The organism is Pseudomonas sp. FW300-N2A2, from assembly GCF_017351735.1.
In the GTDB taxonomy this organism is placed as follows: domain Bacteria; phylum Pseudomonadota; class Gammaproteobacteria; order Pseudomonadales; family Pseudomonadaceae; genus Aquipseudomonas; species Aquipseudomonas migulae.
In genome coordinates this window covers 529,057-546,619 of sequence record NZ_JACNDU010000001.1, presented here as the reverse complement: position 1 = coordinate 546,619, position 17,563 = coordinate 529,057, and the positions used below count along the sequence as shown (strand labels likewise).

Below are 17,563 nucleotides of genomic sequence, written 5' to 3'. Positions count from 1 at the left end.
AAGCCAGGTTGAATAAGCAAGTAATGCTTTAGCAAATAACTACCACTGTTATCTATTAATAAACTCTTACTTGAGGATACCCAAATGAAATCCATGAAAGTTCTTTTCGTCGCCGCCGCTCTGACCGCTTCCACTCTGGCTATGGCCACAGGTGGCGGTGATCGGACCTTCACACGCATGGAGTCGGCCCGGAAAGTCTCGATGGAAGCCTTCCAGGTTGCACAGAAACAGAAGGCTGAAGCCGCTGTTGCCGAAAGCAAAGCCAAGGCGACCGATCGCACCAACGGCTGATCTGTGTAGCGCGTCCCTGGGCTGACAGAAATAGGCGGGTTGCGCTCAACGGCAACAACCTGTTCGACAAGCGCTACTACGCCACCATCGGAACCGAGACCTTCGGCAACTACTACGGTGATCCACGCAACTTTATGGTGTCGGTCAAAGCTAGTTTTTAACGCAGGCCGCGCTGAAAACGACGCATGACCCGTGAACGAAATGCCCGCTTCGCAAGAGGCGGGCATTTTTTTGGGTTCTTCACACAGTCCCGGGAAACACAAAACTGTAGGAGCCGGCTTGCCGGCGATGCGGTCTTGAGCTTTACGTTGCCCGTTCGGACGTCATCGCCGGCAAGCCGGCTCCTACAGGGGGACGCTGTTCACCGCTTGCTGAACGCCAACCGCGCGGCAAACAGAACAAAGATCATGCCCGTCGTGCGGTCCATCCACTTGATGACTTTTTCACGCCGCAGCACCAGGGCGAGTGGCTGTGTAGCGCGAATCAACGTCAACGACCAGATCAAGCCGAGCACCACGTGAATGCTGACCAGGCCAAAAGTCCAGGCAATCAGCGAGTGGCCCTGGGGAATGAACTGTGGGAGAAAAGAGACGTAAAAGATGCCGATTTTCGGGTTGAGCACATTCCCCATCATGCCTTTCAGAAACCAGTTGGCCGTTGGTTTTGCATCCGTTTCGAGGGGCGACAGCGAGCGGCGCGGGCGCAACAGCATGTTCAAGCCCAGCCACGCCAGGTAAGCGGCGCCGCAGTATTTCAGGACGTTGAAGGCCAGTTCCGAGACAGCGATCAACGCGCCCAGGCCAAAAGCGACGGCGGCTCCCCACAGGAAGCAGCCGGCATTGATGCCCAATGCCGCGCGGAAGGCCTGTTGTCGACCTTCCACCGTTGCGGTTCGCAGGATCAATGCGGTATCGAGGCCGGGTGTCAGTGTCAGCAGAGTGGCCGCGAAGGTAAACGCGAGAAGATTGTCGGCGATGGACATGGGCGTGCGCTTCCAAAAGAGGATGCGCGCACGTTATCACGCGGCGACCTATCGGTTATGCGCGACGTCGGCCAATTGAGCGGTGTCCACGCGAACAAAAGTGGAGTCGCCCACCGCCGTGAGCACATCCCCGGCGTAGATCTCGCAGATGACCCGAGTCTTGCGCCCGACATCACCTTCGACTTTCGCCCGCAGGGTCAGCGGGACACCCATCGGCGTCGGTTTGATGAACTTGATGCCGAGGTTGCCCGTGACGCAATTGATGCGCGGAAGGCTGGCGGCGTCGCGGTTTTCCGCCCGGTAGTGATAGGCCATGGCGGTCCAGTTGGAATGGCAATCCACCAACATCGCGATCAAACCGCCGTAGACCAGATCCGGCCAGCCGCAATACCTGGCGTCGGGCACGTGCTCGGCGATGACATGCTCGCCGTCTTCATGCCAGTAGCTCTTGACGTGCAGCCCATGCGGGTTGCGGCTGCCACAGCCATAACAAACGCCTTCCGGCGCCGCGGTGTCTTGCAGGGAAATGTCGGGTGTGGACATGCCTGGGTCATCCTCAAAAGTGTGGGCTGAACATTTTCCGATTCTAACGCCGAACGGAAAACGCGTTCATCCCCTGTGCAGGCGTCAGTTCATTCCTCGGCGGTGTCTGGAAGCCTGGCAATCACCTTGATCTCGAATTGAAAGCCATACAGCCACGTTACGCCGACTCCGGTCAACGTCGGGTGCGGTGCGTTACCCCAGAACTCCGGCACGATCTTCCAGATGGTTTCGAAGGTCGATTCGGGGTCGACGATGAACACGGTGACATCAATCACATCGTCGAAGGTGCAACCGGCCGCCACGAGGATCGCGTTCAAATTGGTGAAGGCGAGCCGCACCTGTTTCTCCAGATCCGGTTCGGGCGATCCATCCTCAGCGCTGCCGACTTGCCCCGAGACGAACAAAAAGCCGTTGGAGCGAATAGCCGGCGAGTAGCGATTGCGTTCATATAGCGCCTGGCGTTTGGCTGGGAAAACAACATCGCGTTGCGTCATGAAAGGCCTCCATCAAGGGCTCTGTGTGAACGATGAAGGGACTGTAAGGACTTGCATCGGGGCGATAAACGAGCAACCTTGGCCAGCACTGTTTGTGATATCCAAACAATCCTATCGATACCTGGGGCTGCAATGGACCGTTTTGATGCAATGCAGGCATTCGCGCGCGTGGTGGAGGCGGGCAGTTTCACCAAGGCGGCCGAAACCCTGCACATGAGCAAGACCACCGTGACCCAACTTGTGCAGCAACTGGAGGCCCGGTTGCGCGTCAAGTTGCTCAACCGCACCACGCGCAAGGTCAACGTCACGGCTGATGGCGCCGTCTATTACGAGCGGGTGTTGCGGCTGCTGGCCGACATGGACGATGCCGAAACCAGCCTGTCCGGTGCGTCGACGTTGCCCAGAGGCCGGCTGCGCGTGGATGTGCCGAGCCCGCTGGCGAGGATGATTCTGGTGCCGGCATTGCCTGCGTTTTATGCGCGATACCCGGACATCCAGATCGACATGGGCGTCAGCGATCGCATCGTCGACATCATCGATGAAAACGTCGATTGCGTGGTGCGCGGCGGCGAGCTGATGGACCAGTCGCTGATGGCCCGGCGTGTCGCTGACCTGCCGCTTGGGGTGTTTGCAGCACCGAGCTATCTGGCTCGCGTCGGCGTGCCTTTGCATCCGCAAGAGCTGGAGGATTCGGATCATCGAGTCGTCGGCTTTTTGTGGGCGCGCACCGGCAAACCGGTGCCCTACGCGATGTACAACGAACGTGAGCGTGTGCAGGTCAAAGGACGTTATGTGCTGGCCGTCGATGATGGCAACGCATTTCTTGCGGCGGGCCTCGCCGGGCTCGGTGTGCTTTGGCTGCCCACATACATGTCCCGGGACTACGAGGCTCGCGGTGAATTGGTACCGCTGTTCGAGGGCTGGAGTCTCGAGACGATGCCCTTGTATGTGGCCTTCCCGCCGAACCGGCACATCAGCCTGAAGCTGCGCGTGTTTATTGATTGGGTGGTCGAGTTGATGGCGCAGCATGCGCCGGTTGCTGATCGGCCGGGGGCATGAGGCTAGGGGGTAACGGTCCCTTTTGCCGCAACCATTCGTTTGATCAATAACCATCATCAAGAATCGCAAGTTCTGTTTTTTCGCCAAGGGAGGAGGATAGCCACATACCGAATTCGCCACCGAAGGAACCTGCGCGATGAGAATCTCTACCCTGCTGGCCCTTGTCGCTGTCCTGACCGGCAGCGTTGCCGCCAGCGTGCCGGCATACGCCGCCGAACAGTCCTGCCACTTCCCGCCGGTCGCCGACAGCGCCGCGACTTTGCAACACGCGCAATCAGTGGGCGTGCTCTACAGCGAAAACACTGTCAGCACCCTCGAATACCTTGAGCAGTACCACTCGGTCGCGCTGAACGGCGCGAAGAACCCTGAACTGGATTCACGCATCAGCAGCGCCTTCGTCGACAGCTCCGATCCGAAACGGGCGATCAACTGGCTGATGGGGTCGTTGCAGAAAGAGTTTGCCTCGGTGACGGTCTACGACAACCTCGATGCGCTGGTGCAGGCGCACCCGGACGTGGTGGTGATGCTCGACACTTACAGCCGTCTGGTGTCCAAGCGCAACAACCAGGTTGAAGCGCGGTTCATGGCCAAATTCTACGACTCGAACCTGCAATACATCGGCAAGGCCGAGGGCTCGCGCGCACAACAAATGCCTTCGGTCTGGGTGCATGGCAAAGCCGCACCGGAGATCGCCGCGCAGATCGACCAGCAAACCGCATTGCAAGTGAATGCACTGAAACAGTTCGACACCTCGCTGAAGGCGCTGGTGACCTCGGGCCATGTGGCCCAAATCGCGATCAACTGACGCTTCACCGCAATCCTGTAGGAGCCGGCTTGCCGGCGATGGGGCCCCCTGAGCCTTGCATCGATTGTGTTTGCACGAAGGTTTGGCTAATCTCGCACAAACCCGCAAACTCAGGCATAAACATGCACGACCATCACTCGGCCGCCGAACTCCCTCATCTGCGCCGGCAGAAAATCCTGCTGATCCTCGAACGTGACGGCAAGGTCATGGCCTCCGAGTTGAGTCAGCATTTCGCCGTCTCGGAAGACACCATCCGCCGCGACCTGTCGGAGTTGGCCACGGCAGGCCTGGTGCAACGCGTGCACGGCGGCGCGCTGCCTCGGCCCAAGGACACGGGCAAGGATTACTTCACGCGGGTCAGCGAAACCGATGAGGTGAAAACCCACCTCGCGCAGCTCGCCGCCAGTCGCGTGGAGAATGGCCAGATCGTGATGTTCGATTCCGGCACCACCACGCTGCAGATCGCGCGTTCGTTGCCTTCGGACATTTCCATCACCGCCATCACGACCTCGCCGATGACCGCCATCACCCTGGCCGAATACAAAGGCATCAAGGTGATTCTGGCAGGCGGGCAACTCAACCTCGCGACGATGTCAGTCAGCGGACACGAGACCCTGCGCTTGTTGCAGGGCATCAAGGCGGATGTGCTGTTCACCGGGGTTTGCGCGATTCATCCGCAAGTTGGCATCAGCTCGTTGCACTTCGATGAGGTGCCGGTGAAACAGGCGCTGCTCGACAGTGCTTCGCAGGTGATCGCCGTCACCACGTCGGACAAACTGGGCGCGGTCGAGCCGTTTGTGGTCGCGCCGTGCAACCGCATTCATACGCTGATCACCGAGCGCCATGTGGCGTCGGGCGATGTCGGGGATTATCGGAAACTGGGGATCGAGGTGGTTCAGGCGTAGGCCTGAACCTGTCCCGCTGGCGTTTCAGCTCAACACGAAATCGACGGGTTCAAGGGCCGGGGGAAGTTGTGTTTCACCCAGTGCCGCGAGGATTTCGCGCTCGATGTTGCGCACCATCGCATGGGTCGGCAGATCGTTTTCGTCACGCCCGAACGGGTCCTCCAATTCATCGCCAATCGCATCCAGGCCGAAGAACGTGTAGCTGACGATGGCGGTGAAAACCGGTGTCAGCCAGCCCAGCGACTCTGCCATGGCGAAGGGCAGCAAGAGGCAGAAAAGGTAGGTCGTGCGGTGCAGCAGCAGGGTGTAGGCGAAGGGCAGTGGCGTGTGCTTGATCCGTTCGCAGGCCGCTTGCGAACGGCTCAGGCTCGTCAGGTGGTTGGCCATGATCGTGTAGCGAAACTCACTGATGGCTTCGGATTCGCCGAGTGCTGAACATTGCTCACCGACATGGTTGAGAATTCGCCCGCTGATGTCCGGCGCGTTGTCGTCCGGCCTCGGCTCAAGCCACTCACCAGCAGCGTCCAGTTCGCGCTTGCCGTGCAATTTTGCGTTCAACGCGTGGGCGAACCCGCAAAGGTTGCGCAGGATGGTCTGCCGCGCGTGTGCGTCCTTGATCACTTGGGTTTCGCGGATCATCGAGCGGATCGCGACGATCATTTCGCCCCAGGCTTTACGTGCTTCGTACCAGCGGTCGTAACAGGCGTTGTTGCGAAAGCTCATGAAAATCGAGAGCGACAGGCCGAGCAAGGTGAATGGCGTCGCGTTCACTTTGGAGAAGTAGTTGGGGTGCAGGGTTTCCACGAGCACGATGATGGAAGCCAGCAGCGTCACCATCAGACAACGCAGGGCAATTTTTCTGGCGATCGAGCCCTTGAGCGAAGTGAGGATGTTGATCAGATTGGGTTTGGGGCGGACGATCATGGTGCTTTGCCTGTGTCGGAGGGCGCTGTTCACGAAATGAGTGCGCGCAGGCTAGAAGCAACGGGCCGGGGCGTCCAATCACTTTAGATGACCAGTTGATTGACAGAGTCTATGACAACGCCAAACGCCGACCTGTATCTGTAGGAGCGAGCCTGCTCGCGATGGACGTTAACGATAACGCGTTGTCCTGAATGAACGCGGCGCCCTGAAGTCCATCGCGAGCAGGCTCGCTCCTACAGGAGATGCGGTTTACGGCGAACCAAACATCACTGTCCAGTAAATCCCCGAATCGCTCTTCGGGTCCACCGCATACGCCGCGCCCAGCTCGTGATACTGCGGGTTCATCAGGTTCGCGCAGTGGCCGGGGCTGGCGACCCAGCCATCGACGACCTTGCGCACGCTGTCTTGCCCGGCGGCGATGTTCTCGCCGATCTGCTGGCCGCTGTAACCCGCCAGTTCTGCCCGGTCACCCGGCGTGCGACCGTCGCGGTCCTTGTGATCGAAGTAATTGTTGTTGGCCATGGACCGCGCATGCGTCTCGGCGGCTGTCGCCAGTGTGGCGTTCCAGGTCAGCGGCGTGGCGGCGGCAAAGGATTGCGTGCCGCACTGACGTGGACGGCTGCGGGCGACGTTGAGTTCGGCCAGCAGCTTCTGGCCTTCCGCCTGCCAGTCGCCCAGGCGCGCGCTCAACAATGGACGGGCGACCACGATGCGCCATTCACGGTCCTGGCGGCTTACGCCGATGTCGACGAATTGCGGATCGAGCACGATCTGGCAAAAGCTCTCCTGGATCGCTTTCATCGCCGCCGCCGCATCGCGCGGCCCGGACAGGCTGATCGCCTGCACGTTCTTCATCGGATAATTCGCGGCGACCATGGCCTGTTGCAGATTGCCGATGCTGGAGGCGGACAACACCAGCCGTGGATCACCCGCCAGCGGTGGCAGTTCTGACGAGACCTGGCCTGCGCACCGCTGGTTCTGGCTGCGGTAATCGTTGATCGAGTCGATCAGTTGTTTCTCGTCGGTCGCCAGCGCATTCATGGCGAACAACAGCCCCAGCGACAACGTGGCAAGACGCAAAACGGGTGGCAGGACACGCATGGAAATCTCCCTTGTTCGGACTGCGCCCATGATGCGCGATTTCACCCCTGTGAGCGCAATGCCTTTTCACACCGAAATACAGGTTGTCGGCCGTCTGTCGAAATGAAAACGGGCAACTACAATCAAGCGATGTCGCCGGCCAGGGGCGCTCAGCGTCGACAGTTTGATGCTTGAATCCAGTCCACTCAGAAGGGTCGATCATGCGCTTGATTTGGATAGCAACCTGCTTTGCAATCACGCTACTCGGCGGCCAGGCATCGGCGACTGAACAGGAACAAAAAAAGGAAACGGCCGAAAACAAGGCCGAAGTGCTGGAACAGAAAGCGGCGGAGAAGGGGGCCGATGTGCCGGTGCCCAAGTCCGAAGCGATTACCACCTCCGAAGTGCAGGCGGTCGACCCGGCAGGCGCGTCGCCGCTGGACGATGCAATCACCTGCCTGGCGCGCTCCATTTATTGGGAAGCCAAGGGCAAGTCCTCCGCCGACATGGAAGCCGTGGCCAGCGTGGTGATGAATCGCCTGGGCCATGAGGGCTTTCCGGACACGGTGTGCGCGGTGGTCAAACAAGGTTCTGAAACCAAGAATTGCCAGTTTTCCTGGTGGTGTGACGGGCGTTCCGACCAGGTCCAGGAAGAAACCCAATACACGATCGCCAAGGAAATCGCGCGCAAGGCACTCAACAAGCAGCTCAACGACCGCACCCACGGCGCGATGTATTTTCACGACCGCAACGTGAACCCCGATTGGGCCGGCAAATACATCAAGACCACCGAAACCAGCATGTTTCTCTTCTATAAGCCCAAGGGTGGAGAGGCCCATTAGCGATGTCATCTGGATGTCATCGAACCCATGTAAAAATTCTTGCAAACCGTCTTGAACGTACAGCGGGCCTGGGTCTGCTGACAGATGAATTTGCAAGGAATACCTCAATGAAAGGAGATGCCTCCCTGTTTGCGGCCATCGACCTGGGTTCCAATGCGTTTCGCATGATGATCGGTCAGTCGGTCAAGCGGAATCAGCAACTGGTGATCCAGGAAGTGAAAACCCTGCGCGAGCCGGTGCGTCTGGCTGAGGGTTTTCAGGGCGGTGCGCTGGACGAAATGGCACTGGATCGCGGATGGCAGGCACTCGCGCGATTCGGCAAAAAGTTACGCGGCTTTGAGCCCGGTCGTGTGCGGGCGGTGGCGACCAGCGCCGTGCGTGAAGCCGACAATGCTCAACTGTTCCTGGCCAGCGCAGAGCGGCATCTGGGATTCCGCATTGATGTGATCTCCGGGCATGAAGAAGCAAGGCTGGTTTACGCCGGTGTGGCCCACACGGTTCCCGGTACGGAACGCAAACGGCTGGTGATCGACGTCGGTGGCGGCTCTACGGAATTGATCCTCGGGCAGGGCGCGCAGCCGCTGTTGACCGAGAGCATCGCCATCGGCAGCGGCACCTTTGGTGCGCGTTATTTTCAAGGTGGTCGCATCACGGCCCCGGCGCTGCTGGAAGCCGAGCGTGTCGCCACCTTGCAATTCGAGCGCGTGGCGCGCCGTTATCGCTCGCTGGGCTGGCAGCAGGTGATCGGCTCATCAGGCACCGCACGAATGCTCGCCAAAGTGCTCAAGGCCAACGGTTTGAATGACGAAGGCCAGAGCGGCATTACCTACAGCGGCCTGTTGCGCCTGTCGCTGCGCCTGCTGGAAGTGGGGCACGTCAATCAACTCAGGCTCGCGGGCCTGCAAAGTCACCGCCTGAGCATCCTGCCCGGTGGGCTGGTGCTGATGCTGGCAGCGTTCAAAGTCTTCGGCGTCTCGCACATGACACCCTCCGAGCCCGGTTTGCGGTTCGGTGTGCTGCATGGGTTGATGTCTCGGCACTGAGTGCCAGCCGCTATTCCTTCAGAACTTCGCATAGTTCAACGCATCGACCACGGCCGGCGCCTCGTGTTGTCGGCCAACGGCTTTCCGTTAGGTGTAGACCTGATCAGGGCGTACAGTGCAAGTTAGATGGCCTTAAAAGCTATCAAGCCTCCTTTGCGGTCATCAGGAATTGGCGTCATGCACGAGATCGGCCTCATCGTTTACCCCGAATTCCAGGTGCTGGGCCTGGCCATGTGTGCGGCGTTTGAAATGGCCAACGGCGCCGCCGACGAGCCGGTGTACAGCCTCACCTTGTTGTCGGAACACGGCGGGACGGTGCAGACCTCCGCCGGTTTCGGCGTGGAAACCACCGCGTTCGATCAGCGCTCGTTCGACACGCTGCTGGTGATGGGCGACAACCTGATCCGTCCGGTTTCATCGGGCATGGTGGCGTTTCTGCGCAGCGCCAGTCAGAGCTCTCGCCGGGTCGGATCGATCTGCACCGGTGCCATCGCGCTGGCCGAGGCCGGTCTGCTCGATGGGCGGCGAGCGACCACGCACTGGTGCCATGCGCCTGCGTTGCAACGGGCTTACCCGAAGGTGAAGGTGGAGGAGGACCGGATCTTCATCAACGACGGTAACGTCTGGACCGCTGCCGGCATGAGTGCCTGTGTCGATCTTGCATTGGCGCTAGTGGAAAGTGACCTCGGTGCCGAAGTGGCGCGGCGGGTGGCCCGGCAATTGGTGGTGTACCACCGGCGCGCGGGCGGGCAGTCGCAGTTTTCGGTGATGCTTGAACTCGAACCCAAGACTGACCGCATTCAAGCCGCGTTGACCTATGCCAAACAGCATTTGAAGTCCGAGCTGTCGGTCGAGGAACTGGCCAGCGCCGCCAACCTCAGCCCGCGACAGTTCAGTCGCGTCTTCCATGCTGAAACCGGTCAGTCTCCTGCCAAGGCCATTGAAAACCTGCGGGTGGAGGCCGCGCGCCTGATGATGGAAACCGGCCGGCACGCCATCGATGTGGTGGCGACAGAGACCGGTTTTGGTGATCGCGAGCGGATGCGCCGGGCGTTTATTCGCGCCTTCGGCCAACCGCCGCAGGTCATCCAGCGTGCGAATCGAGGTTGACTTGCGTGAACCCACAATTCCGAACCTCCGCGTAATCTGTAGGAGCCAGCTTGCTGGCGATGGCGTATTTGAAATCGCTATCTGCGTGGCTTAAAAGGTGGCGTATTTGACATTTAAGACAAAATATTATTGCCGTAATCTCGATCTCGTTGAAGCCCATTCCCCACTGAGATCACCGCCATGACCATCGTCAAAGCCGCTGCCGTCCAGATCGCACCTGTGCTCTACAGCCGTGAAGGCACTGTAGAAAAGGTCGTCAACAAGATCCATGAACTCGGCGAGAAAGGCGTGCAGTTCGCCGTTTTTCCAGAAACCATCGTGCCGTACTACCCGTACTTTTCCTTTGTGCAGGCGCCGTTCGAAATGGGTTCCGAGCACTACAAATTGCTCGATCAGGCCGTCGTCGTGCCTTCCGCGACCACCGATGCCATTGGCAAAGCCGCCAAGGACGCCAACATGGTGGTGTCCATCGGCGTCAACGAGCGCGATGGCAGTACCCTGTACAACACGCAATTGCTGTTCGATGCGGACGGCACCCTGATTCAGGCACGTCGCAAGATTTCGCCGACCTATCATGAGCGCATGATCTGGGGCATGGGCGATGGTTCCGGCCTGCGCGCAACCGACAGCGCTGTTGGCCGCATTGGTCAACTGGCGTGCTGGGAACACTACAATCCGCTGGCGCGTTATGCCTTGATCGAGGATGGCGAACAGATCCACGCCTCGATGTACCCCGGTTCGTTCGCCGGTGAGCGGTTTACCCGCCAGATGGAAGTCAGCATCCGCATGCACGCGCTGGAATCGGCGTGTTTCGTGGTGAACTCGACGGCCTGGCTGTACCCGGAACAACAGGCACAAATCATGGCTGACACCGGTTGCGGCATTGGTCCGATCTCCGGCGGTTGCTACACCGCGATCATCGATCCGCAAGGTGAAGTCGTCGGCGCACTGACCGAAGGTGAAGGCGAAGTCATTGCCGACATCGACTTGTTCCAGATCGAAGTGCGCAAGCGTCAGATGGATGGGCGCGGCCACTACAGCCGTCCGGAAATCCTCAGCCTGAACATCGACCGCACACCGCATCGCCATGTGCACGAGCGCAACGCACAGCCGAAGCTGGCCGACACTGCGCAAGCGGAAGAGTTGTGATTATGAAAGTCATGACGATCAATCGGTAAACGCTTCACCTGTAGGAGCACGGCTTGCCGGCGAAGGCGTCTTTGAAATCGCCATCGCCAGCAAGCCGGCTCCTACAGGTTGTGCGTCAACCCGCGATCCCGAACACACCCGAGATCTGTAGGAGCCGGCTTGCCGGCGATGGCGTCTTTGAAATCGCCATCGCCAGCAAGCTGGCTCCTACAGGTTTTGCGTCAACCCGCGATCCCGAACACACCCGAGATCTGTAGGAGCACGGCTTGCCGGCGAAGGCGTCTTTGAAATCGCCATCGCCAGCAAGCTGGCTCCTACAGGTTTGGCGTCAACCCGCGATCCCGAACACACCCGAGATCTGTAGGAGCCAGGCTTGCCGGCGAAGGCGTCTTTGAAATCGCCATCGCCGGCAAGCTGGCTCCTACAGGTTTTGCGTCAACCCGCGACCCCGAACACACCTGTGATCCGTAGGAGCCGGCTTGCTGGCGATGGCGTCTTTGAAATCACCATCACCAGCAAGCCGGGCTCCTGCCAAAAGCGTGTCGGTCTTAGAGTTCCATGCCCAGGAAGATCAGCGTATTGCCATGGGCTTCAGCCGCGGCACGCTGGTTGTAGCTGTCGCGATGCGAGCAGTTGAAGCCATGCTCGGCTTCCGGGTAAACCACGATTTCCACGTTATCGTTGTTGTCGAAACGCTCGGCGATTTTCTCCACGGCTTCCAGCGGGATATGGCTGTCCTGTTCGCCGAAGTGCATCAGCAGCGGCACTTCGATTTCGTCGGCGCGGTCCAGTTGGTTCTGGATGCCGCCGCCGTAATAGGCGATCGCCACGTCCACCAGCCCATTGGCAGCGGTGTGGTAGGAGAGCAAGCCGCCGAAGCAGAAGCCGATGGAGGCAATGCCGCCATCCAGACCCGGTTGTGCTTTCAGGGCGTCGATGGCCAGCTCGATGTCTTTCTGCGCTTTGCCGACGTCGGTGGCGTTCATCAATTCGACGGCGCGTTTCCAGCCGGCTTCGTCGTAGGTCAGTTCAATGCGCGGGCCGTTGCGCCAGAACAGGTCCGGTACGATCACCAGGTAGCCGTCGGCGGCATATTGCTCGGCGACCGAGCGGATGTGTTCATTCACACCGAAGATCTCCTGGATCAGCACAATCCCCGGGCCTTTACGGGTATGCGGAATCGCCAGGTAAGCGCCGAATTTACCTTCAGCGCTGTCGATCTCGATCCATTGGGTGGTCACGCTCATGGTGGCTCCTGTCTTCGCAAGTGAGTTGGGGCGTAGCTTAATGCGGCTGTGTGGCTTTGAAGCTCGTCAGCCCCTGCATCCGTTTCCACCAGCTGTTGAAGCCGTCCACGGCAAATACCTGCGGCGCATCCGGGGTCATCGCGATGTAGGCGCAACCCGGTGCCAGGTAGAAGTCGCCGATGCTCGGTTCAAGGCCGGCGATATACGGATCGGTGCCTTTAATCTTCATCAACTCGCGCAGCACTCGTTTCGAGTTCTCGATGCCTTGGCGGCGCGAATCTTCATTCTGCCCGCCAATGAAGTCGGGAAACAGATGGTAGCCGAACACCGAGACCAGCGCGCCATAACCGTAGGAATCATAAATGCCCTGGGCCATGTGGGTGCGCGCACGGTCGTGGGCGTTGTCCGGGGTGATTGACGGGCCGGGCAGGACTTCGTCCAGGTAGGCAATGATCGCGCCGGTTTCGATCACCCGAAAGCCGTCGTGGTCGACGACGGGCACCTTGCCGAACGGGTGGCGCACCAAATGCTCAGGCAGGTGTGGTTCCCCTTTGATCACGTTGACCTGCACCTGCTCGAAGTCCGCGTCTTTTTCCACCAGCAACATCTTCACTGTGCGCACATAAGTACTGCCGTCAAAACCGTAGAGAGTGAGACTCATGGCGATTGCTCCTGTTCTATTGGGAGTGGCAGGTACGTTATCGAAACGCCGGCGCCTCAGCGGTGGTTGCGACGCCAGAAGAAGCGAGCCAACAACGTATCGAGACTGAGCTTGCCGGCACCCGAGAGCAACAGCGGCATCAGGGCGGCGAGGTAAATCAGCGGCAGTTTGAAGTTGCCGTGGCCCTTGTTGCTGATGGCGTAACCCTGAGCAAGCTCACTCAATGTAGACCAATCGGCCGGCCAGTGGACGGCGGCCGTCGCCACAAGGGTGACCACGATCAACGCGATGGCCGAAATCCGCGTGCCAAGGCCGACGAGGATGGCGAGGGCACAAAGCAGTTCGGCCCACATCGACAGTTCCCAGTTCAGCGTCGCCGGTATCTGGTCGAAGGGAAACGGAAAGCGATCCTGAATGTCGGCGAACCAGTTTTCGCCATTCCATTTTTCCAGGCCTGACTCGAAAAATTCCCAGGCAATGAACAACCGCAGGGTCAATGGGGCGAGCCAGCTACCGGCACGGTCAAGGTTCAGGTGCAGGCCTTTCACGGCCGACGAGATTGCAGAGTTCATGGGCGTGGTCTCCGTTCAGTCAGGGATGCGGGGCTCGCGGCCCCGCGCAAGGGTTACTCGCCGGCGCCGCACTTGCCTTCGCCGCATTTGCCTTCAGCCGGTTTTTCCGCGGTGTCGGCGTGGGCCTGGCTGTAGCCGTGGGCCAGCTGTTTCATGCTGAACGCTTCGGACTCGGAGGCCGACGCAACGTTGGACAGGGCCAGGCCGCCGGCGATGATCAGGCCGAGGGTCAGGGAGGAAGTCGAGAGCTTGAACATGGTGATACTCCGTAGCATTGAATGAATTGAGCGCTTTGATCGGCTGAGCCAATCGACAGGCACATTTCATCAATCGGGTGTATCTGCGATGTGTCGTTGGGGTGGGGTTTTATGGCCGGGGTGTGTCAAGGGCGGGGCTGTACACACTCTGATACGTAACCCCCTAAATTTCCTTGGCCCCCCCACAAATCACTGTAGGAGCCGGCTTGCCGGCGATGGCGTCCGTTCAGGCGATAAATGTGTCGACTGATCCACCGCTATCGCCGGCAAGCCGGCTCCTACAGGGGTATTCCACGCCACCACTGTGATCCATTCGTTGCCACCAGCGTCTAGCGTCAGTGTCCCCGCAATCCCTTGGGGCGAGACTTCGGAACCCGGCATGCAAGCGCTGTTGAACGAGATCCTTGACGCAGTTCGGCCCCTGATCGGTCAGGGCAAGGTGGCTGACTACATTCCTGCCCTCGGCACCGTGCCGGCCAATCAGCTGGGCATCGCCGTGTATGGCAACGACGGCGAGCTGTTTTGCGCCGGTGACGCCCACACGCCGTTCTCGGTGCAGAGTATTTCCAAGGTGTTCAGCCTGGTGCAGGCCATCGAGCATTCCGGCGAAGCCATCTGGCAGCGCCTGGGTCACGAGCCTTCCGGGCAGCCATTCAACTCGCTGGTGCAGCTGGAATTCGAACGCGGGCGCCCGCGCAATCCGTTCATCAACGCCGGTGCGCTGGTGATCTGCGACATCAATCAGTCACGTTTTGCCGCCCCTGCGCTGTCGATGCGTGATTTCGTCCGGCGCCTGTCGGGCAATCCGCAAGTCATGGTGGACGGCAAGGTCGCCGAGTCCGAATACCAGCACCGGGCGCGCAACGCCGCCATGGCGTACCTGATGCAATCCTTCGGCAATTTTCACAATGATGTCGAGGCGGTGCTGCGCAGCTACTTCAGCCATTGCGCCCTGCGCATGAGCTGCGTGGACCTGGCGCGGGCGTTCTGCTTCCTGGCCAACGACGGCTTCTGCAAGCACAGCGGCGAACAGATCCTCAGCGGCCGCCAGACCCAGCAAGTCAATTCCATCATGGCCACCAGCGGCCTCTACGACGAGGCGGGCAACTTCGCCTATCGCGTCGGTTTGCCCGGCAAGAGCGGCGTGGGCGGCGGGATCGTCGCGGTGGTGCCGGGGCAGTTCACGGTGTGCGTCTGGTCGCCGGAACTCAACGCCGCCGGTAACTCACTGGCGGGCATGGCCGCGCTGGAGTTGTTGAGCCAGCGGATCGGCTGGTCGGTGTTCTGATAGCGCGGGGTTGTGGCCGGCGCGACTACCGCCACAGCCGCCGAGGCGAGCTGTCTCTTTGTTCGTACGCATTCCCCTGTAGGAGCCGGCTTGCCGGCGAAAAACGTCGGGGCAACGCGTTTACTCAGACAGCCCGAGTTATCGTTGACGTCCATCGCCGGCAAGCCGGCTCCTACAGGGGATCTGCGTACGGTTTCGCAATCGAACGAAATGCGCCGGATGGCCACCGGTTAATGACGCTCCAGAAATTTTGCTATACATTTTCTGACCGCCCATTGCATGGTGAAACCGCTTCATGTCTCTTGCGCTCGAACGTCTAGTCGCTGGCACGCCAATCCCTTTCGCTGGTAACCGCGTCACTGTGGTCAGCCCCGAACTGGCCTTGCGCTTTCAGCCCGGGGACCACCTGTTGGTGGAGCAGGTCAGCGGCGAGTTGTTGCTGATTCCCGTTGCGGACCAGAAAGCGGCGGCGGTCGCGATTGAGCGGGCTGAAGCGGCGTTTACGGCGATGTCCGCCGTTTCCGATCAGGCGATCAGTGCGTTTTTCGACCTTTTTGCCCAACGCCTGGAAAACCAGGACTGCTGGGACTTGATCGAAGCCGCCAACCGGGCCGACATCGAATGGGCCAAGTCGCGTGGACGCTCCACCACACGGTTGCTGGCCGATGAGCGCATGCGTCGTGACATGATCGCGGGTCTCAGGGCCTGGCGCGATGCGTCAGCCACGCGGGGCAAAGTGATCAGTTGCGTCGAGCATGACGGTTGGAAAGTCGAGCAGGTGGTTTCGCCGTTGGGCATCGTCGCCTTCGTCTTCGAGGGCCGGCCGAATGTCTTCGCCGACGCCGCCGGCGTGTTGCGCACCGGCAACACCGCGGTGCTGCGCATTGGCAGCGATGCCTTGGGCACGGCGCAAGCCATTGTCACCCACGCGTTGAATCCGGCATTGAGTGAGGCCGGTTTGCCGGTGGGCGCAGTGTCGCTGGTGGAAAGCGTCAATCACGCCGCCGGTTGGGCCATGTTCGCCGACCGTCGTCTGTCGTTGGCGGTGGCCCGTGGTTCGGGGCGTGCGGTCAGTCAGTTGGGCAGCATCGCGCAACAGGTCGGCACTGCCGTCAGCCTGCATGGCACCGGTGGCGCCTGGCTGGTCGCCGACAAGGACGCCGACGCCAAGCGTTTTGCCGCCGTCGTGCGCAATTCCCTGGACCGTAAAGTCTGCAACACCCTGAACGTCTGCCTGATCCACCGCGACCGCGCCGCCGAACTGGTGCCGCTGTTTCTGGACGCCTTGGAAAAAGCCGGCAGCGCCCGGGAAGAGGGCTGCAAGTTGCACATCGTCGAGGGCAGCGAAACGTATTTGCCTGGCCGTTGGCGGAGTGCAACCGTCGAGGTCTATCGTCCTGACGGCTACCAGACTGAAGCGTTGGCCGAACCACTGCCCGAAGACCAGTTGGGCCGCGAGTGGGAGTGGGAAGAAACCCCGGAAGTCAGCCTCAAGATCGTCGACGACCTGGGCCAGGCCATCGCCTTGTTCAATCGCTACAGCCCGCAATTCACCGTGTCGTTGATCAGTGAAGATGCCGAGGCGCATGAGCGCTTCTACAACGCGGTCAACGCACCTTTTGTCGGCAACGGGATTACCCGTTGGGTTGACGGGCAGTACGCGCTGAACAAGCCGGAACTGGGGCTTTCGAACTGGGAGAGTGGTCGCCTGTTCGCTCGCAGCGCGATTCTCTCGGGCGACGGTGTGTTCACGATCCGTAGTCGCATGACGCAGATCGATCTGTCGGTCAAACGCTGACAACCCGACCTCAAGCGCAGACCGCACTATAATTAAGGGTGTCTGCGACTGCGTCTTGAGACAGGGGTCCGCCATGAAACTTCAATCCTTCGATCATTACTCTCATAAGCTGGAATTGGCCGCGCATGACGCGTGGCTGACAGCCCGGGTGAAGTCGGCCTTGGCGTTGGCCGATCCGACCCTTGGCCTGCAAGTCCATGTCAAAACCCTCGCGGGAATGGTGATGTTGAGTGGTCGCGTCAACACGCATAAGCAATGTGAGCAGGCTGTTGCGCTGGCTCGCACGGTCAGTGGTGTCAATGAAATCGATGCCAGGGAATTGCTGACTCACGTGTTCACGCCTGGAAGCTTTCCAACACCGCCCAACGCCGAGGAAAACCCGGAGATCCGGCCATCCTCGTCAGCCAAACCGGAAGACAAATAAAGCGGGGTGCAGCGCTTCCGTGAATCGGGCGCGCTGCATTTTCACTTCGCGGTTATTGAGCGCGGATGCTGATTGGCTGCAAGGTGCCA

20 protein-coding genes are annotated in these 17,563 nt (G+C 60.1%); 11 read left to right on the top strand and 9 right to left on the bottom strand.

The features are described 5' to 3' along the window. Nucleotides 1-84: 84 nt before the first annotated feature. Nucleotides 85-291: a co-regulatory protein PtrA N-terminal domain-containing protein gene (locus J4E42_RS02320; RefSeq protein ID WP_008033360.1), complete on the top strand. Its 207-nt coding sequence runs from the start codon at nucleotides 85-87 to the stop codon at nucleotides 289-291. 361 nt (nucleotides 292-652) lie between these two features. On the opposite strand, the gene J4E42_RS02310 is transcribed toward J4E42_RS02320, so the two are convergent. The 3 genes from J4E42_RS02310 to J4E42_RS02300 form a co-directional block, all read right to left on the bottom strand. Next, nucleotides 653-1,273 carry a LysE family translocator gene (locus J4E42_RS02310; protein WP_008024109.1) on the bottom strand — a complete coding sequence of 207 codons (621 nt, stop codon included), beginning with the start codon at nucleotides 1,271-1,273 and terminating at the stop codon, nucleotides 653-655. Between the two features lie 48 nt (nucleotides 1,274-1,321). Beyond that, nucleotides 1,322-1,816, bottom strand: a complete 495-nt coding sequence (locus J4E42_RS02305) for a PaaI family thioesterase (protein ID WP_008044189.1) — start codon at nucleotides 1,814-1,816, stop codon at nucleotides 1,322-1,324. Nucleotides 1,817-1,905: 89 nt separating this feature from the next. Further along, nucleotides 1,906-2,310 carry a RidA family protein gene (locus J4E42_RS02300; RefSeq protein WP_008024112.1) on the bottom strand — a complete coding sequence of 135 codons (405 nt, stop codon included), beginning with the start codon at nucleotides 2,308-2,310 and terminating at the stop codon, nucleotides 1,906-1,908. A 132-nt stretch (nucleotides 2,311-2,442) separates the two neighbouring features. Between J4E42_RS02300 and J4E42_RS02295 the strand changes: the two genes are divergently transcribed. The 3 genes from J4E42_RS02295 to J4E42_RS02285 all read left to right on the top strand — a co-directional run bounded on the left by J4E42_RS02295 (nucleotide 2,443) and on the right by J4E42_RS02285 (nucleotide 5,079). Continuing rightward, a complete protein-coding gene (locus J4E42_RS02295; RefSeq protein WP_207284464.1) occupies nucleotides 2,443-3,369 on the top strand; it encodes a LysR family transcriptional regulator in 927 nt (308 codons plus the stop codon). A 136-nt stretch (nucleotides 3,370-3,505) separates the two neighbouring features. Further along, on the top strand, nucleotides 3,506-4,174 hold the full coding sequence (locus J4E42_RS02290) for an ATPase (RefSeq protein ID WP_207284463.1): 669 nt from the start codon (nucleotides 3,506-3,508) through the stop codon (nucleotides 4,172-4,174). A gap of 122 nt (nucleotides 4,175-4,296) precedes the next feature. Continuing rightward, the gene (locus J4E42_RS02285; RefSeq protein WP_207284462.1) at nucleotides 4,297-5,079 is read left to right on the top strand and encodes a DeoR/GlpR family DNA-binding transcription regulator; all 783 of its coding nucleotides are present in this window, start codon (nucleotides 4,297-4,299) and stop codon (nucleotides 5,077-5,079) included. A gap of 24 nt (nucleotides 5,080-5,103) precedes the next feature. Here J4E42_RS02285 and J4E42_RS02280 read toward each other — a convergent pair whose 3' ends face one another. Together J4E42_RS02280 and J4E42_RS02275 are read right to left on the bottom strand one after the other, a co-directional pair. After that, nucleotides 5,104-6,003, bottom strand: coding sequence for a bestrophin family protein (locus tag J4E42_RS02280; protein WP_207284461.1), 900 nt, complete (start codon nucleotides 6,001-6,003; stop codon nucleotides 5,104-5,106). 249 nt (nucleotides 6,004-6,252) lie between these two features. Further along, nucleotides 6,253-7,104: a CAP domain-containing protein gene (locus J4E42_RS02275; RefSeq protein WP_207284460.1), complete on the bottom strand. Its 852-nt coding sequence runs from the start codon at nucleotides 7,102-7,104 to the stop codon at nucleotides 6,253-6,255. Between the two features lie 200 nt (nucleotides 7,105-7,304). Between J4E42_RS02275 and J4E42_RS02270 the strand changes: the two genes are divergently transcribed. The 4 genes from J4E42_RS02270 (at nucleotide 7,305) to J4E42_RS02255 (ending at nucleotide 11,227) form a co-directional block, all read left to right on the top strand. Next, nucleotides 7,305-7,925, top strand: coding sequence for a cell wall hydrolase (locus tag J4E42_RS02270; RefSeq protein WP_207284459.1), 621 nt, complete (start codon nucleotides 7,305-7,307; stop codon nucleotides 7,923-7,925). 107 nt (nucleotides 7,926-8,032) lie between these two features. After that, a complete protein-coding gene (locus J4E42_RS02265) occupies nucleotides 8,033-8,968 on the top strand; it encodes a phosphatase (protein WP_008024127.1) in 936 nt (311 codons plus the stop codon). Nucleotides 8,969-9,145: 177 nt separating this feature from the next. Further along, nucleotides 9,146-10,078 (top strand): GlxA family transcriptional regulator, encoded by a 933-nt coding sequence (locus tag J4E42_RS02260; RefSeq protein ID WP_008044201.1) that lies wholly within the window; start codon nucleotides 9,146-9,148, stop codon nucleotides 10,076-10,078. A 180-nt stretch (nucleotides 10,079-10,258) separates the two neighbouring features. Next, nucleotides 10,259-11,227, top strand: a complete 969-nt coding sequence (locus J4E42_RS02255; protein ID WP_207284458.1) for a nitrilase-related carbon-nitrogen hydrolase — start codon at nucleotides 10,259-10,261, stop codon at nucleotides 11,225-11,227. Nucleotides 11,228-11,775: 548 nt separating this feature from the next. Here the strand turns inward: J4E42_RS02255 and J4E42_RS02250 are convergent. From J4E42_RS02250 to J4E42_RS02235, 4 genes are read right to left on the bottom strand one after another with little or no spacing between them, the layout of a single operon-like run. Then, entirely contained in the window at nucleotides 11,776-12,474 is a 699-nt protein-coding gene (locus tag J4E42_RS02250; RefSeq protein WP_207284457.1) for a dienelactone hydrolase family protein, read from the bottom strand. Between the two features lie 37 nt (nucleotides 12,475-12,511). Further along, nucleotides 12,512-13,135: a glutathione S-transferase family protein gene (locus J4E42_RS02245; RefSeq protein ID WP_008043943.1), complete on the bottom strand. Its 624-nt coding sequence runs from the start codon at nucleotides 13,133-13,135 to the stop codon at nucleotides 12,512-12,514. Nucleotides 13,136-13,191: 56 nt separating this feature from the next. Continuing rightward, nucleotides 13,192-13,707: a DoxX family protein gene (locus tag J4E42_RS02240; RefSeq protein ID WP_008043945.1), complete on the bottom strand. Its 516-nt coding sequence runs from the start codon at nucleotides 13,705-13,707 to the stop codon at nucleotides 13,192-13,194. A gap of 53 nt (nucleotides 13,708-13,760) precedes the next feature. Then, nucleotides 13,761-13,964: a hypothetical protein gene (locus J4E42_RS02235; RefSeq protein WP_008043946.1), complete on the bottom strand. Its 204-nt coding sequence runs from the start codon at nucleotides 13,962-13,964 to the stop codon at nucleotides 13,761-13,763. A 379-nt stretch (nucleotides 13,965-14,343) separates the two neighbouring features. On the opposite strand from J4E42_RS02235, the gene glsB reads away from it, so the two are divergent. From glsB to J4E42_RS02220, 3 genes are all read left to right on the top strand, one after another. Continuing rightward, the gene (gene glsB / locus J4E42_RS02230; protein ID WP_008028142.1) at nucleotides 14,344-15,252 is read left to right on the top strand and encodes a glutaminase B; all 909 of its coding nucleotides are present in this window, start codon (nucleotides 14,344-14,346) and stop codon (nucleotides 15,250-15,252) included. Nucleotides 15,253-15,547: 295 nt separating this feature from the next. Further along, nucleotides 15,548-17,050: an aldehyde dehydrogenase family protein gene (locus J4E42_RS02225; protein WP_207284456.1), complete on the top strand. Its 1,503-nt coding sequence runs from the start codon at nucleotides 15,548-15,550 to the stop codon at nucleotides 17,048-17,050. Nucleotides 17,051-17,123: 73 nt separating this feature from the next. Then, on the top strand, nucleotides 17,124-17,474 hold the full coding sequence (locus J4E42_RS02220) for a BON domain-containing protein (protein ID WP_008043954.1): 351 nt from the start codon (nucleotides 17,124-17,126) through the stop codon (nucleotides 17,472-17,474). Nucleotides 17,475-17,563 lie beyond the last annotated feature (89 nt).